Source organism: Cupriavidus plantarum (genome assembly GCF_905397285.1).
Classification (GTDB): domain Bacteria; phylum Pseudomonadota; class Gammaproteobacteria; order Burkholderiales; family Burkholderiaceae; genus Cupriavidus; species Cupriavidus plantarum.
On sequence record NZ_CAJPUX010000001.1, the window covers coordinates 1,701,582 to 1,717,830 of the forward strand.

The 16,249-nt window shown below is 68.2% G+C and carries 13 protein-coding genes; 3 read left to right on the plus strand and 10 right to left on the minus strand.

Annotation, left to right across the window (positions count from 1 at the left end; all coding sequences use genetic code 11):
• Positions 1-2: 2 nt before the first annotated feature.
• The 3 genes from KHP16_RS07805 to KHP16_RS07815 form a co-directional block, all read right to left on the minus strand.
• Positions 3-1,370 carry a cytochrome c gene (locus KHP16_RS07805; RefSeq protein ID WP_211959900.1) on the minus strand — a complete coding sequence of 456 codons (1,368 nt, stop codon included), beginning with the start codon at positions 1,368-1,370 and terminating at the stop codon, positions 3-5.
• Positions 1,371-1,508: 138 nt separating this feature from the next.
• Complete coding sequence (locus KHP16_RS07810) at positions 1,509-3,092, minus strand: glycine betaine ABC transporter substrate-binding protein (RefSeq protein ID WP_115952367.1); 1,584 nt, start codon at positions 3,090-3,092, stop codon at positions 1,509-1,511.
• Between the two features lie 5 nt (positions 3,093-3,097).
• Positions 3,098-7,627: a DNA translocase FtsK 4TM domain-containing protein gene (locus tag KHP16_RS07815; protein ID WP_463054482.1), complete on the minus strand. Its 4,530-nt coding sequence runs from the start codon at positions 7,625-7,627 to the stop codon at positions 3,098-3,100.
• A 177-nt stretch (positions 7,628-7,804) separates the two neighbouring features.
• On the opposite strand from KHP16_RS07815, the gene KHP16_RS07820 reads away from it, so the two are divergent.
• Entirely contained in the window at positions 7,805-9,058 is a 1,254-nt protein-coding gene (locus KHP16_RS07820) for an EAL domain-containing response regulator (RefSeq protein WP_115952369.1), read from the plus strand.
• 27 nt (positions 9,059-9,085) lie between these two features.
• Here KHP16_RS07820 and KHP16_RS07825 read toward each other — a convergent pair whose 3' ends face one another.
• The 3 genes from KHP16_RS07825 to KHP16_RS07835 form a co-directional block, all read right to left on the minus strand.
• Complete coding sequence (locus KHP16_RS07825; RefSeq protein WP_109580966.1) at positions 9,086-9,691, minus strand: DUF4136 domain-containing protein; 606 nt, start codon at positions 9,689-9,691, stop codon at positions 9,086-9,088.
• A 37-nt stretch (positions 9,692-9,728) separates the two neighbouring features.
• Entirely contained in the window at positions 9,729-10,142 is a 414-nt protein-coding gene (locus KHP16_RS07830) for a DoxX family protein (RefSeq protein WP_115952884.1), read from the minus strand.
• 249 nt (positions 10,143-10,391) lie between these two features.
• Positions 10,392-11,396 carry a LysR substrate-binding domain-containing protein gene (locus KHP16_RS07835; RefSeq protein ID WP_109580964.1) on the minus strand — a complete coding sequence of 335 codons (1,005 nt, stop codon included), beginning with the start codon at positions 11,394-11,396 and terminating at the stop codon, positions 10,392-10,394.
• Between the two features lie 110 nt (positions 11,397-11,506).
• Here KHP16_RS07835 and KHP16_RS07840 point away from each other — a divergent pair, with 110 nt between their 5' ends.
• Together KHP16_RS07840 and egtB are read left to right on the plus strand one after the other, a co-directional pair.
• A complete protein-coding gene (locus KHP16_RS07840) occupies positions 11,507-12,127 on the plus strand; it encodes an FMN-dependent NADH-azoreductase (protein WP_109582647.1) in 621 nt (206 codons plus the stop codon).
• A gap of 222 nt (positions 12,128-12,349) precedes the next feature.
• The gene (egtB, locus tag KHP16_RS07845) at positions 12,350-13,672 is read left to right on the plus strand and encodes an ergothioneine biosynthesis protein EgtB (RefSeq protein WP_115952370.1); all 1,323 of its coding nucleotides are present in this window, start codon (positions 12,350-12,352) and stop codon (positions 13,670-13,672) included.
• A 16-nt stretch (positions 13,673-13,688) separates the two neighbouring features.
• Here egtB and KHP16_RS07850 read toward each other — a convergent pair whose 3' ends face one another.
• The 4 genes from KHP16_RS07850 to KHP16_RS07865 are packed head-to-tail and all read right to left on the minus strand — an operon-like array spanning position 13,689 to position 16,194.
• Positions 13,689-14,390, minus strand: a complete 702-nt coding sequence (locus KHP16_RS07850) for an ankyrin repeat domain-containing protein (protein WP_121491303.1) — start codon at positions 14,388-14,390, stop codon at positions 13,689-13,691.
• Positions 14,383-15,177: a TatD family hydrolase gene (locus tag KHP16_RS07855; protein ID WP_179593463.1), complete on the minus strand. Its 795-nt coding sequence runs from the start codon at positions 15,175-15,177 to the stop codon at positions 14,383-14,385. The genes KHP16_RS07850 and KHP16_RS07855 overlap by 8 nt, the downstream gene beginning before the upstream one ends.
• A gap of 11 nt (positions 15,178-15,188) precedes the next feature.
• Positions 15,189-15,707 carry a GNAT family N-acetyltransferase gene (locus tag KHP16_RS07860; RefSeq protein ID WP_109580960.1) on the minus strand — a complete coding sequence of 173 codons (519 nt, stop codon included), beginning with the start codon at positions 15,705-15,707 and terminating at the stop codon, positions 15,189-15,191.
• Positions 15,708-15,765: 58 nt separating this feature from the next.
• Positions 15,766-16,194 (minus strand): PilZ domain-containing protein, encoded by a 429-nt coding sequence (locus tag KHP16_RS07865; RefSeq protein WP_109580959.1) that lies wholly within the window; start codon positions 16,192-16,194, stop codon positions 15,766-15,768.
• Between the last annotated feature and the right edge of the window lie 55 nt (positions 16,195-16,249).

The window sequence follows — 16,249 nt, forward strand, 5'->3', positions numbered from 1 at the left end:
GGCTATCGTGCGTGCGCGGCCGTAGCCGCCCGCATCCCCATCGCCGAACGCCGCGCGGACACCGCCGACTCCGTCACCGGTGCCGCGCGATTGCCCCAGCTCCCGCGGATGAACGTCAGCACGTTGGCGAGCTCCTGGTCGTCCATGGTCCAGCCATACCCCGGCATGTGATAGTCGGTCGGCGCCGTGCTCACGCGCGCCGTCACCGCGCCATCGAGCAGCAGATTGATCAGCGAAGACGGGTCGGGATCGGCCACCGTCGGATTGCCCGCGAGCGGCGGAAACACCCGCGCGAAGCCCTTGCCTCCGGCCCCATGGCAGGGCATGCAGAACTGCGCATACTGCCGCGCCCCGACGCGATCGAACCGCCCCCGCTCGAGCTCGGCGGACACCGCGCCGTCATAGCGGAACGGCGTGTTCTCGCCTCGCGCGCCAGGCAGCGCCTTCAGGTAAGTGGCTACCGCATCGAGATCGGCATCGGCCATGTACTGCGTCGACGTGGAGATGACCGTCGACATCGGTCCGAACGATGTCGCATGCGCATTGCGCCCCGTGCGCAGATATTCGGCAAGCTCGGCCTTCGACCATGCGCCCAGACCCGTGAGCTGGTCGCCCGTCAGGTTCGTCGCCGACCACCCTTCCACGATGGCCCCGGAAAGAAAATGCCGGCTGCGCTCGTCATCGCCTCTTTCCCCGTAGAGCATGCCTCGCGGCGTATGGCACGCGCTGCAATGCGCGACCGCCCGCACGAGATACGCGCCCCGATTCCACGCGACGCCTTTCGCGGCATCCTCGCGCACGGGCTTGTCGTCGAGATACAGCCAGTTCCACACCGTGAGCAACCAACGCTGGCTATACGGCCATCGCATCGCGGCGGGGGTGTCCGCCTGCCGCACCGGCTTGACCTCCGCGCGCAGGTACGCGTACAGCGCCGCGACGTCGTCCTGCGTCATGCGCGCGTACGACGTATAGGGCATGGCCGGATACAGCCGCTTGCCGCCGCGCGCCACCCCATGCCGCACGGCACGATCGAAGTCCTGGAGCGAGTAGTTGCCGATACCGGTGTCCGGGTCCGGCGTGATGTTCGTCGAGTAGACGGTGCCAGCGCCCGTGCGCAACGGCAGGCCGCCGGCCATTGGCGCGCCGCCCGTGTTGGTATGGCACGCCGCGCAGTTGGCGATCCGCGCGAGATACCGGCCGCGTTCGATCTGGTCTGCGGGCGCCGCCGCGCGCGCCACACTCGTAAAGGCCAGTGCTATCAGGAGCGCAATCGGGAGCGCAATCAGGAGCGCTATCCGCAGCGCGATCGGAAGGCCGGGCGCCGTCGAGAACCGCCCTCGGTCGAGGCCACACGGGGCCGTGGCGCCCATGGTCGATGTATGGATCATGTATGGAGGGGACTGTAGCGATCGCGCATTCAACGTCTCGGTATTTCTTCTAATGAGCTACGAACGCGAGCTTATCCCGAAGCGCGGCAAAGCGCTACCCATGCACGACGTCAGCGCGGGTTATTGCCTCGCCGTGCGTCGTTGCCGGCGTGCCTCGAAGGCGCCGAAGCCCCACTCGATGACGAGCGCCATGACCGCGGCCGGCACCGCGCCGGCCAGCAGTTGCACATGGTCATTGAGCGCGAGTCCCGTGGCGATGCGCTCGCCATACCCGCCCGCTCCGACGAACGCGGCGATCGTCGCCGTGCCCACGCTGATCACCGCGGCGGTCTTCACTCCCGCGAGGATCACGGGCATCGCCAATGGCAGTTCGACGTACCGCAGCACCTGCAGCGCACGGAACCCCAGCGCGCTCGCCGCGGCGCGCATGCCGGGGGACACCTGCCCGAGGCCCGTGTGCGTATTGCGTACGATGGGCAGCAATGCGTAGAGAAACAGCGCGACCATCGCGGGCCATACGCCGATGCGTCCCAGTAACGGGATCAGGATCGCGAGCAGCGCGAGCGAGGGAATCGTTTGCAGGACGCTGACGAGCGCCAGCACGCCCTGGCCCAGACGCCGCCTGCGGTCGGCGACAATGCCCAGCGGCACGCCGATAGCGATGGCCGCGCCGACGGCGCCGAATACCAACGCCAGATGGCGCTGCGTGAGGCGCCACGTGTCGGCGCTAAACAGCGTGCGCGCGAGGTCCCCACGCAATTCGCCCACGCGCGGCAGTTCGCCCGCGGGCGGCGCCGACTCGCCCGGCGCGCCGGACGTCTTGTCGATGCGGCCGATGCGCCCAGCCAGAAAATCCCGCGCCACCGCGGCAAACGACTCGCCATCGATTTCCGCGGCGGCGTTCATGTCGATCATCTGGTCCGCGTGGATCCTGCCCGCCAGACCTTCGAGCGCGCGCCACATCGCCGGGTAGCGGCGCGGCACGTCAAGGCGGTACACCACCAGCGCGTCGTAAGGCGGGAAATAATGCAGCGGGTCCGTCAGCACGCGCAGCTTGTACTTGTGGATCTTGGCGTCTGTCGAGTAGATGTCGATCGCATCGACCTGGCCTTGCGCCAGCGCCTCGTAGGCGACGCCATGATCGAGGCCGATTGGCTGTTGCGGCAGGCGGTAGCGCTGCGCGAGGCCGGGCCAGCCATCGGCGCGGCCGAGGAATTCGTGCGAGAGGCCAAGCCGCAGGCGCGGTTGACCGGCAAGGTCGGACAACGAGCGTATTGCCGTGCCCGCGGTGTCCGTCTTGTCGGAAACGGCGATCGCGTACGTGTTCTGGAAACCGAAGAGAATGGCCGCGCCGAGACCCATCGGGGCCAGCGCGGCGTTGATCGCATCGAGTTCGCCGCCGGCAGGCAATCCGGGCGGTAAGCGCAACAGCTCGTTGGCCAGCGTGCCCGTGTAGTCCGGATAGAGGTCGATGCTTCCGGCCTTGAGCGCCTCGAACACGATCGCGGTGTTGCCGAGCCCCGGCAGGTGCCGCGCGTCGCCCTGCGTGCGCGCGGTCTGCACGAGCACCTCGCCAAGGATGTACGACTCGGTGAAGCGTTTCGATCCGATGCGCAGCGTACCGCTGTCGGCCGATTGCGCCATGGCGCCATGCATGCTCAGGCCGATCAGGGCCGCCACGAGCAGCAGCGCCAGGCGTCGCATCGCGGCTAGTCTCCGCCGCCGGGTGCGATGACTTCTCGCGCCCCGTTGCGGCCCATTGGCGAGACCAGTCCCGCGACCTCCATCTGTTCGAGCAGGCGCGCGGAGCGGTTGTACCCGATGCGCAACTGGCGCTGCACCGCGGAGATCGATGCTCTGCGCGACGTCACCACGAACGATACGGCTTCGTCGTAGAGCGGGTCGGACTCGGCGTCGCCGCCGCCGTCGCCGAACAGGTCGGAGGCGCCGCCCTCGGGCGTATCGCCCGCGAGAATGGCTTCGTCGTAGTCGGGCTCACCGAACTGCTTCCAGTGTTCGACCACGCGATGCACTTCTTCATCCGCGACGAACGCGCCATGCACGCGTTGCGGATAGCCGGTGCCCGGGGGCAGGAACAGCATGTCGCCCTGCCCCAGCAGGCTCTCCGCGCCCATCTGGTCGAGAATCGTGCGCGAGTCGATCTTCGACGAAACCTGGAAGGCCACGCGGGTGGGGATGTTGGCCTTGATCAGGCCGGTGATCACGTCGACCGAAGGGCGCTGCGTCGCGAGGATCAGGTGGATGCCGGCGGCACGGGCCTTTTGCGCCAGCCGCGCGATGAGTTCTTCGATCTTCTTGCCGGCGACCATCATCAGGTCGGCGAGCTCGTCGATCACCACCACGATCAGGGGCAGCGTGGACAGCGGTTCCGGCTCGTCCGGGGTCAGCGAGAACGGGTTCGGGACTTTGCGGCCGGCGGCCTGCGCGGTGCGGATCTTCTGGTTGTAGCCGGCGAGGTTGCGCACACCGAGCGCGGACATCAGGCGATAGCGCTTTTCCATTTCGCCGACGCACCAGTTCAACGCGTGGGCGGCCTGCTTCATGTCCGTCACGACGGGCGCGAGCAGATGCGGGATGCCCTCGTACACGGACAGTTCCAGCATCTTCGGGTCGATCATGATCATGCGCACGTCTTCTGGCGTGGCCTTGTACAGCATCGATAGGATCATGGCGTTCACTGCCACCGACTTGCCCGAGCCCGTGGTGCCGGCGACCAGCAGGTGCGGTGCGCGGGCGAGGTCGGTGACCACCGGGTTGCCGGTGATGTCCTTCCCCATTGCGAGGACGAGCCGCGAGGCGTGCTGCTGGAACGCTTCGCCGTTGACGATCTCCGAGATCCGGATCATCTGGCGCCGGGCGTTCGGCAACTCCAGACCCATGCAGGTCTTGCCGGGGATGGTCTCGACCACGCGAATCGACGTCACGCCGAGGGCGCGGGCGAGATCCTTCATCAGCCCGACCACCTGCGCGCCTCGGACGCCGACGGCAGGGTCCACTTCGAATCGCGTGATGACGGGGCCGGCGCTGGCGCCGACAACCGACACCGGCACCTTGAACTCCGCGAGCCGTTGGGCGATGAGTTCGCTGGTTTGCTGCAGGTCGGCTTCGGAGACCTGATGCATGTGTTCGTCCTGCGGTTCCAGCAGGGTGTCGCCCGGGAGGCGATAGTCCACCGGGGGACGGGGAGCTGGCGGCGGCGCGAGCGAGACGGTATTGCCCACGACCGCCGGCACCACGATCCTCGGCTTCGCTGCGGCCGCGGCGGCTTCCACGAGGGCGTTGGCATCGGCCGGGGCGGATAGCACGAGCGCATTCGCATCGACCGGAGGGGCTTCCGTCAACGAGTTGGCATCGACCGGGGCGGCTTCGTCGAGGGCGTTGGCATCGACCCGGGCGGCCTCCGTCAGGGCGTTGGCGTCGACCCGGGCGGCCTCCGTGAGGGCGTTGGCGTCGACCCGGGCAGCTTCCACGAGGGTGTTGGCATCGACCGCTGCGGCGTCGTCGGCTTCCGGCGACGCGGTGCGGTCGAACGCGGCTTCGCTAGCGGCGAGCTGCGTCACCGCATCCTGCACCGCGGCCGCCGCCGCCTCGCCACCACCTGCCATGCGCGCCGCTCCGCCCGCCTCGGGGAAGCGGGTCACGGCGACGTTGGCCTCGACCACGCTCGGCTCGGTAGCCTCGGCCACCATGGCCAGCGCAGCGTCGCCTGGCGCAGCGGAAGCCTCCGCTACCGTGGCCAGCGCCACATCACTCGGCGCAGCCGGTGCCACCGGCGGCTCCGCAAGCGCGACCGCCGTCGCAGCGGGCTCGACCACGCCCGGCGCAGCGGAAGCCTCGGCCACCGTGGCCGGGCCAGCGTCGCCCGGCGCACCCTGTGCCACCGGAGGCTGCGCGCGCGCGACCGCCGTCGCAGCGGGCTCGGCCACGCCCGGCGCAGCGGAAGCCTCGACTGTCACCGCTGGCTCGGCCACTGTGGCTTCGGTCGCCCCCGCGACGCCCGGGTCAGCGCACACGACCTGCCGCGCGCCGGTTCGCGCGGCGAGGGCGCGGAGTTCGGTCAGGAGGTCGAGGGCCTCCTGACGCAGGGCGTCGAAGGCAATGGTGTCCCCGGCGGCATCCGTTGCGTCCGGAATTGCGTCTCGCACTGCGGACGCATCGATGGGCGGCAGCACGGCCTCGGCGGCGGACAGTGGCGCGACTTCCGCCGCGCGCGCAGCGTGGTCCAACGTCGCCATGGCGGTTGCCGCTCGCGACGCCGCACCACCGGTGTCGGGCACGGCGGTCGAAGCCCCAGCCGTTGCGATCCCCGAAGCCTCGGGCTTCCCGGTCGCAACCGCCTGCGTCGGTGCGTCATGCATCGCGTGCGCTGGCACCTCGGCCGCAGGTGCCGCCGCTACGATCCCCTGCGTGCCGCCATCCGACCCTACGGCCGCCGCCGGAGTCGCATCCGCCAGCGCGGCGCTCCCCGCGACCTGCGCGGATGCGGGCACAGCGCCCGGCGCGGCCTGCGTCGCGAGTTCGGGCACAACGGTTGCCGCAGCGTTCATCGCCGCCTCCAGCCCCGCGCCTGCCTTAGCCTGCGCCGAGGCCGCGGGCGCGCCCGTTGTCGCGACCTGCGTCGCGACCTGCGTCGCGTCTTGGGACGCGGCGGTTGTCGCGGCCTGCCCCGCTGCGGGAGCGGCCTGCGTCGCGCCTTGGGGCGCGACGGTTGTCGCATACTGCCGCGCGGCTTCGGGCGCGGCCGTTGTCGCGGCCTGCCTCGCTGCGGGAGCGGCCTGCGTCGCGTCTTGGGGCGCGACGGTTGTCGCATACTGCCGCGCGGCTTCGGGCGCGGCCGTTGTCGCGGCCTGCCTCGCCGCTTCAGGCGCCGTGGTTGTCGCGGGTTGCCCAGGGCTCGCCGGGGCCGCCGCCCGCGGTTGTGCGCCCGGTAGCGTCGTGATCCGTGCCGGCAGGCCGAGTTGCGGGTTGCGGAACGGAGTGCTGATTACCGTGCCGCGGGATGCGGCAGCAGCGGCCGCAGTGGTCGCAGTGGTCGCAGTGGTCGCAGTGGTCGCAGTGGTCGCACTAGTCGCGCCGGTCGTAACAGCGGACGTCGCGGCACTCGCAGCAACCCGCCCTGCTACGGCAGGCGCCGCCATCGCCGACACGCGTGCCGTCGTCGCCGCCGAAGCGCCTGCCGCAAGCCCGGTAGTGGCCGCCAGCCCGGTAGTGGCCGCCGCAGCGCGTGCCGGCGCAGTCGTGGCCGCCGCAGTGGCCGCCGCAGTGATCGCCGAACCGCGGGCCGCCGGCACGGCGGTAGCCGTGGGCGTGCGCGCAGCCGGCGCTGCAGGCGAAGCAGGCGACGCAGAAGGGCGACCCGCGAGCGAAGTCGCGGCAGATGCCCGCGCCGAGGCCATCGCCGCCGAAGCCATCGCCGGCGCGCTGGCGGAAGACGGCCTGGTCTTGACGGCCTCCGCCGGCCCCGCATGCTGAATCCAGATCTCCCCCGGCTGCGGCGGCGACTGCCGCGTCCGCGGCGGCGGCTGCCAGGCCGGTTGCTTGCGCGCGGAGACCGCTTCGATTCCCTTGTGGCGCGTCGCTCCACCCACCTCGGGCGTCCAGCCCGACGACACCGTCGAGCCAGCGAAATCGGCCGCGCGCGCCGAGGAAGACCCCGCCATGGACCCCGCCACGGAAGCCGCTACCGCTTGCGCGGTGGTACCTGCGCCAACCCCGGCGCCAACCCCGGCGCCAACCCCGCCAGCAACCCGTGCCTCCCCGCGAACGCGCCGGCCTGCCTTCTCCCGCGCCTCATGCCGCGCGCTGCGGTACATATCGTTCCGCTCGCCCCCCGCATCGCCATCGTCGTCCGCCACCCGGGGCTTGCGCAGCAGCAACAGGCTGGTCCACGTCTCGCCAAACACCATCGGTGCCGCAAGCACCAGCACCGCCAGCATCATCAGCAGCGATGCCGTCCACCCAAGCAGGTTCGTCGCCATCCCACCCAGCGCATGACCCACGCCGCCACCCGCGAGCGCGCCTTCGCTATCGCCGCCGGTCAGCGCCTCCAGCGCGCTGCTCGCACAAAGCACGATCGCGGTACCGAGCCACACACGCAGCGTGCCGCGGCCAAACGGCGGACGAAAAAAAGGACGCTCGCGCGCAAGCACGCGCAGCGCCAGTCGCCACACGAGCGGCGCGATCCACAAGGTCGACAATCCGAACCAGCCCAAACCCATGTTCGCCATTCACGTTAAAACTACGGGCAGCGATTGTAGCGGTTAAGTGCCGCGCAAGCCCGCGTTGATTGCGACGAGTTTGCAACCAAAATCCACCGAGACGTCAATCGCCGCCTCTGACCGATGGGCGTAAAACCATGGAGTACTATCGAATGCAGCTCCCCTCCCCTGCCGCCCATGCCTCCCGTCGCCGCCGAACTGCGCATCCTCGTGGTCGATGACGATCCGTTCCAGCGAACGGTCGCCGCCGATCAGCTGCGCGCGCTCGGCATCGCGCAAATCGACTTCGCGGCCAATGGCCTCGAAGCCGCCGACCGTCTCGCGGCCACCGCCTTCGACGCCGTGCTGTGCGATATCGAGATGCCCGTCGCGAACGGCCCCGAACTGGTGGCCGAACTCGGCCGCCGCGGCATCAACGCGCTCGCCGGTCCGCCACCCGTATGGGGATGGCTCACCGCCCTGCCCGACGACATCCTCGACTCGCACCGCGACCTCGTGCTCGCGCTCGGCTTCCCGCGCGTGCACGCCCTGCACAAACCGCTGGAACGGGACGCCCTCGTGCCCGTCATCGACGACGCCATCGTCCGTCACAAAGACCCGCCGCGGCACGACAGCACACCCAAACCCGCCGCACCGGACGACGCCGCCATCCTCGCCGCGGTGCTGGCCATGCGCGTTGCGGACAGCGTCACGGAGGCCGCCGACACCGGCGCCGGCCATTTCGACATCGAATGGCAACCGCAGTTCGACATCGCCACCGGCCGCATCGCCGGCGCCGAAGCGCTATGCCGATGGCACCATCCCACGCTCGGCCGCGTTCCCCCGGACGTGTTCATCCCGCGGCTCGAAGCGCTGGACGCCGCCGATCCCATCCTCTTCCTCGCCACCGAACGCTGCCTGTCCGTGCAACAGCAGCTGACGGCCGCCGGGGTCGACATCCCGTTAGGCATCAACGCATCCGCCCAGACGCTATGCCGCCCGGGCGTGCTCGACCGCTTCGAGCACATGGTCGCCACGGCGGGCCTGCCGCGAAGACTGCTGACGGTGGAACTGACGGAGGGGTTCCCGGTGGCGGATACCGTCGCGCTATCCGTCGCGCTGAACCGCCTGCGCGTGATGGGCTACGGCGTGGCCATCGACGACTTCGGCGTGGGCATCGCCACGCTCAAGCTGCTGGCCGACCTGCCCTTCACGCAGATCAAGCTCGACCGCTCGTTCGTCTCCAGTGTGAATGGGAACAGCCAGCGTGCCGTGATCTGCCGCAATATCATCCGGCTCGCGCTGGACCTCGGCCTCGAATGCATCGCCGAGGGCATCGAGACGGAAGCGCAGCGCGCCGCGCTGCTGGCGCTGGGCTGCCATCTCGGCCAGGGCTATCTATGGTCGCGCCCGCTCGCGCGCGACGCGTTTCTGGCGCGCGCGCTCGCGTAGCCGAAAGCGGAAACCCAGCGGCTCAGGTTACTGCCCCGCGCGGAATGGATACCTGGCGAAGATCTGCGCCACGACCTTGTCGATCCCCTGCGGATTCGCCTGCGGATCGGCCTCGTCCGCCGCGCCGCGCGCGATGCCTTCCCATACGAGCTGGTTCTTCCGCGCATCGACGAGGTCGATGTTCAGCGTGCCCTCGGTATACGTGTAGGTATCGCTATAGAAGCCATACCCCGGCCACGGCCCATACAGCCCGCCCCGGTATCCGTAATACCCGATATACCCCGGCGGCGGCAGCGGCGCCGGATCGCTGACGATGCGCTGGCGCAGCCGCGCATTGAAATTCACGAGCAAATCGGGCGACTGCTGCGTGTACTGGTATCCGCGCTCCGTCATCTGCCGCTGCACGGCGGCCTTCAGATACTGGGTGGTCAGGCTCTCGTAGCCCTGCCGGTCGGTCCCCGGCCGCGCGACGAATCCGAACGTGCGATATGCCGAGAAGTTGGTGGCCGGATTGAAGTCCGTGCGGATGTCGGGGCCGGTGGCGCAGCCCGCGAGCAGGAGGGAGGCGGTCAGGCAGGCAAAAGGATAAGCAAACGGACGGGCAAACGGACGGGCAGGCAGTCGCGCAAGCATGATGGGCACTCCAGTCAGAGCGGTGGTTGAGAATCCTTTAGTTCCATTTACCGTCGATGCCACCCATGCTGAAGCGTCCGGCACCGAGCAACGCCACCGCGAGCGCGGCTGCCAGGTACATGCCCTGCAGCTCCAGCGCCCATCCGCCCGTATCGGCCATCTGGCCAAGCTGCTGCGCATGCACGAGCGCCAACGCCGCCAGCATGTTCACCGCGACGATGAGCGCCGCCAGCCGCGTCCACAACCCGACGATCAGCAGCAACGGCGCGAGTACCTCGCCAATGTAGACCAGGTAGGCCACGAACTCCGGCAAACCCGCCTGCGTGACCACCTTGATCACGAACCCCGGTCCTGCCATCAGCTTGGAGATCCCGTGCAGCAGGATCAGAACCCCCAGCACGATGCGCAGCAGCGCCTTGCCCAGATCCTGACTACCTTGCGTTCGAGCCATCGTCATTCCCCCTCTTTAGCGTGAGCAGACAAGTGCCGCGTGAAAGAAGACTGCCGTGCGTCATCGCCCACTTGGGCGGTTCGCACAAGTACCTTAGTGCGCGGTGGCGTGAAGGTAAAGGCTCAGGCGCACCATCCTAACGCGCGGCGCCGGGGCGCACGCACGATGCCGCCACGAAAGATTGCGACAACGAACGATTGCAGCGCACCGCCGACCGAACGACCGCACAATGGATGGACGCCCCGCGCGTCATTCCGGCGGCGCGTTCCATTCGGCCGGCACCTCTCGAGGCATCTCCGCGGGCAACACGGCGCGATGCATCCCCGGCGGCGGCGGCACGCTGAACATGCCGAAGCGCTCGGCATTCTCGGGCAGGATCTCGCCGAGGAAATCGAGGAACAGCCGCAGCGCGTGCGTCACCCCCTTGCGGGAAGGGAACACCGCGTGCAGCACCCCCATCGGCAGGTCCCATTCCGGCAGCAGCACCTCGAGATCCCCGCGCGCGATCTCGTCCCGGCAGTACATGCGCGGCAGCATTGCCACGCCCATGCCGGCCAGGCAAGCCTCCCGCAGCAGCGCAAATTCGTCGCTGATCAGCCTGGGCTCGTACGCCACATGCACCGACTGGCCGCCCTTGCCGAACAGCGCCCACTCATGCTTCCCTTCATGCGGCTTCTGCCCCACGCCGGGCATGCCTTCCAACGCCTGCGGCGTCCGGGGCCGCCCGATGCTGTCGAGCAGCGCGGGCGATGCCACGAGCATCAGCTGGCTCTTGCCGAACGTGCGTACGGCAAGGCTCGAGTCCTCGAGCACGTCCCGCACGCGCAGCGCCAGATCGATGTTCTCGCCAATGACATCGACGCGGCGGTTGGTCGCCTCGATTTCCAGCGTGATACCCGGATTCGCCTTCATGAATCCGCCGATCGCCGGGGCGAGGATCACCTGCGCGATGACCACGGGACAGGTCACATGCAGGCGGCCGCAGGGCTGCTCGCGTGCCATCGCGACGATCTCCCGGGCGGCTTCCGCCTCCGCCAGCATCGCGCGGCAGCGCTCGAAGAATGCCTCACCAAGTGGCGTGACGCGCACCTGACGCGTCGTCCGGCGCAACAGCTGCACGCCGAGGTCTTTCTCGAGTTGCGCGATACGGCGGCTCAGGCGCGATTTAGGCACGCCCGTCGCGCGGCTGGCACCGGAAAAACTACCGTGCTGCACCACCTGGGCAAACAGGTACAGGTCGTTGAGATCTTGCATGGGGGGCGTTGTTGCGCTGGTAGAACGATAATTTCCATTTTGCCTCACTACCGCTACCAATGGGCAATGGCTATCTTTCGGTCATCCAACCTTTTGATGTGAGTGACGACATGAACATCCTCCAAATCGATTCGAGCGTACTGGGCGACAACTCCGTATCCCGCGGCCTGACCGCCAGCGTGGTGGCCGACCTCGTTGCCAAGAACCCCGGCGCGACCGTGACAGTGCGCGACCTGGACCAGGACGCGCCCGCCCACCTGACGCACGATCTGCTGCCGGTGCTCGGCGGCCCGAAGGATGGCCTGACCGCCGCGCAGCAAGCCGAACTCGAGCGCACCGAAACGTGGCTCGCGGAGTTTCTGGCTGCCGACGTGATCGTGATCGGCGCTCCGCAATACAACTTCGGCATCCCGAGCCAGCTCAAGGCCTGGATCGACCGCGTGGCGCAGGCTGGCCGCACGTTCCGCTACACCGAAACGGGTCCCGTGGGCCTGGCCAAGGCCAAGCGGGCGATCGTCGTGTCGTCGCGCGGCGGCGTCCGTCAGGACCCGAACGCGCTCGACCTGCACGAAATCACGCTGGATGCCGTGCTGCGATTCCTCGGCGTGCCGGAAGTCACCGTCGTCCGCGCACACGGCCTGGCCATGGGCAATGAGGCTCGCGAAGCCGGCCTGAGCGCCGCCCGCACGGCCATCGCCGCGCTGAACGACGCTACCCGCGCCGCCGCCTGATCGTTCCCCCGAGTCCTCCGCGCCGCTGTCTGTTCGTCTCCGGCGCGCCGCTCCCCGCGCGCGGCGTTCTCCCTCCCGAGGCGCCGCGCATCGCGCCCGGCTTCATGCCGGGCGCACCTCGTCAGCATCCTCCTACACCGATAGCCGGTCCCCGGGCGCTCGCCGCCGCGCGGGTTCGAGACTATGATGGTTCGGAATCCAGTCCGAAACCCGGGAGCCTGCATGACCTCAGCCCTGCTGCCTGCCGCGGCCGTTTCTGCTCACCCCACCGCTCACCGCAATCCCCACCACCCTCCCCAGGAACCCGCACTGCCCGCGCAGTACCGGCATGTGCGCGCGGCCACCGAGGCGCTCGTGGCCGATCTCTCGGATGCCGACGCGACCGTGCAGTCCATGGACGATGCGAGCCCCGCCAAATGGCATCTGGCCCATACGACCTGGTTCTTCGAGGAATTCGTGCTGGCCGCGCGCATCCCGGACTACGAGCCCGTGGATCCGCAGTACCGCTTTCTGTTCAATTCGTATTACGAGGCCGTCGGCGCGCGGCATCCGCGCCCGAAGCGCGGGCTGCTGACGCGGCCATCGCTCGACGAGATCCTCGCCTACCGCGAGGCCGTCGATGAGGGCATGCTCGCCCTGCTCGCGAATGCCCAGACCGACGAGGAGGCCGCGCTCATCACGCTGGGCCTCCATCACGAGCAGCAGCATCAGGAACTGCTGCTGACGGACATCCTCCACCTGTTCGCGCAAAACCCGCTGCGGCCCGCGTACGCGCCGCCCGTACCGGCGCAGGTCATCGCCGATCCGCGCCCGGCGCCCGAGTGGATACGCTTCACCGGCGGCGTGGTCGCGATCGGCCACGGCGGCGAAGGCTTCGCCTTCGATTGCGAAGGCCCGCGCCACAACGTGCTGCTGCAGCCGTACCAGTTGAGTTCGCATCCGGTCAGCAACCGCCAGTGGTTCGAGTTCATCGAAGACGGCGGCTACCAGAGCGCGGGGCTATGGCTGTCCGATGGCTGGCGCTGGGTCTGCGACCAACGCATCCAGGCGCCGGAATACTGGGAAGAACGGGAAGGCACGTGGTGGCAGATGACGCTGCACGGCATGCAGCCCGTGGATCCGGACAGCCCCGTCACGCATGTGAGCTTTTTCGAGGCCGACGCGTTCGCGCGCTGGGCGGAACGCCGGCTGCCGACGGAAGCCGAGTGGGAACACGCGGCGCGCAATCTGCCGCCCACGGGCAACTTCATCGAGGGCCACGCGCTGCGGCCGCTGCCGGACCGCCAGAGTACGTCGGGCGTGCTGCGCCAGATGTTTGGCGACGTATGGGAATGGACGGCGAGCGCCTACCTGCCGTACCCGGGCTTCCGCCCGAGCGCGGGCGCGGTCGGCGAGTACAACGGCAAATTCATGAGCAGCCAGATGGTGCTGCGCGGCGGGTCGTGCGTCACGCCCGAGTCCCATATCCGCGCGACCTACCGCAACTTCTTCTATCCACACCAACGCTGGCAATTCACCGGCGTCCGCCTGGCCGACGACGTATAAACCGCGTATTAGCCGCTTACTGCTTGGGCGCCGCTGGCTTGACCGGAGCCGGCGGCTCGCTGCTGTAGAGCTTGACCCACCGCGAGCGCAGACCGTCGGCGATCTCTTTCTGGTTGTACAGCAGCGCGAAGTCGATCACGTTCATGCCCTGCTGGTTCTTCAGGCGCATGTCCGCGCCCTCGTCCAGCAATAGCTTGACGGTTTCGATATGACCGCCGCGCGCGGCCATCATCAGCGGCGTGGTGCCATTCGGGCTTTCCGCGTCGATATAGGCCGCATGGTCGACGAGGTATTTGACTACCTCGTTCTGGCCCGTGGTCGCCGCGTAGTGCAGCGGCGCCCAGCCCTTCTTGTTGATCTCGGCATCCTGCCCATCCACCATCAGCTTGATCGAGTCGAGGTCGCCCTGCAGCGCGGCCATCATCAGCGCGTTCTCGCCCGCCGGGTTGGTCTTGTCGAAGTCGATGTTCTTCGCCTTGATCAGCGCCGCGGCCGCTTTCTTCGACTTCTCGCGCAGCGCCACCACGAGCATCGGATTGCCGCGATCGTCCACGAGGTTCGGATCCACCCCGCGCGACAGGAGCTTGGTGACTGTGTTCGCGTCGTCGAATTCCACCGCCTTGCGCATGTCGGAGGCCGGCGTGGCTACCGCACATCCCGCGGCGAGCGTCAGCGCGGCGATCGCCAGTCCATGGCGAATGAACTTCACTTCAAACATGAGCATTCCTGTCTATATGCTTGAATAGATTGAAGAAATTTTCTGTCGTCTGCTCGGCCAACTGCTCGACCGGTATGCCGCGCAGTTTGGCGATGAATTCGCCGACATGGCGGACCCATGCCGGCTCGTTGGTCTTGCCACGGTACGGCACGGGGGCCAGATAAGGCGAATCGGTCTCGATGAGCATGCGATCCAGCGGGACCTTGCGCGCGGTCTCCTGCAGGTCCGCGGCGCTCTTGAAGGTGACGATGCCAGAAAACGAGATATGAAACCCCTCGTCCAGCGACTGGCGGGCGACGTCCCAGGTCTCGGTGAAGCAGTGCATCACGCCGCCGACCTCTCCCGCATCCTCGTCGCGCATCACCCGCAGCGTGTCGTCGGCCGACGAACGCGTATGGATGATCAGCGGCTTGCGGGTGTGGCGCGCGGCGCGGATATGCGTGCGGAACCGTTCGCGCTGCCACTCCATGTCGTCGATGCTGCGGCCGTTGAGGCGGTAGTAGTCCAGCCCGGTCTCCCCGGTGCCGACCACCCGCGGATGGTTGGACAGCGTGACCAGCCGCTCGAGCGTCGGATCCTCGCCCTCCTCGTGATCTGGGTGCACGCCCACCGACGCATACAGGTTGGGATAGCGCTCGGCCAGCGCCAGCACGCGCGGAAAATCCTCGAGCGTCACCGAGATGCAGAGCGCATGCGTGACCTGGTTGTCGCGCATGTTGTCGAGCAACTGCGGCACGCGCTCGGCGAAGTCGGGGAAATCGATATGGCAGTGGGAATCGACGAACATGGTGCGAGCGGTCAGGCGTTGTTCGCAAGCCGGCGGCCCACGATAATCAGGTCACGCTCGACACCGTCGAGCACGGCCACGTTCGGCAGCGAACCCCAGCGCTCGAAGCCATAGCGGGCAAACAGGCGCAGGCTCGGCTCGTTATGGCCGAAGATGAAGCCCAGCAGCGTGCTGACCCCCAGCCTGGGCGCATGGGCGATGGACTGTTCCAGCAGATAACGGCCCAGCCCCTGCCCGCGGCGGGACGCGTCAAGGTAGATCGATACCTCGGCGGTGGCGCCATAGGCGGGGCGGCCATAGAAATCGGAAAAGCTGATCCATCCGGCCATGCGGCCCTCGGCATCTTCGCACACCCATAGCGGGCGACGTTCCGGCAGATGGGCGTCGAACCACGCTTCGCGGGAGGCCACCGACACCGGCTCGGTATCCGCGGTCACCATGCGCGACGGCACCGTGCTGTTGTAGATCGCCACGATGCCGGGCAGATCGTCGCGCTGTGCAAGGCGCAGCGTAAATCCTGAAATACTCATATAAAATCGAAACTTATCGTTCGAACTTGATGTGACGTCTTACATACCGACACACGCGCTACAGCGTCTGCGTCGGCCGCCCCGACTCGATGGCCTTGCCGAGGATCTCCTCGACCGCGCGCTTGAGGTTGCGGCCATTGTCGTCGTCCGGCAGATGCACGCCGACACCGGGCGTCTTCAGCGGCGTGCCGGCCGGCGTGATCCACGCGACCTCGCCCGCGACCTGGAATTTCTGGCGATCCAGCAGCGACAACACGAGGAACACCTGCTCGCCGAGACGGAACGGCCGGTTCGACGGCACGAAGATGCCGCCGCGCGCCAGAAACGGCATGTACGCCGCGTAAAGCCCCGCCTGATCCTTGATCGACAGCGACAGCACATTGGGCCGCGAGGCGGCGCCGGGCGCCGTGGCCTGCCCCGCCGCGGCCGATGTCGATGACGGTGCCGAAAGCGGGCGCGTCTGCGCCCCCGTGACTGCTGTATTCATCTTGACCCCAGGTTATGGCTGGCCGCTTTGTTGCGGCCTATATGTTGCGACTGAT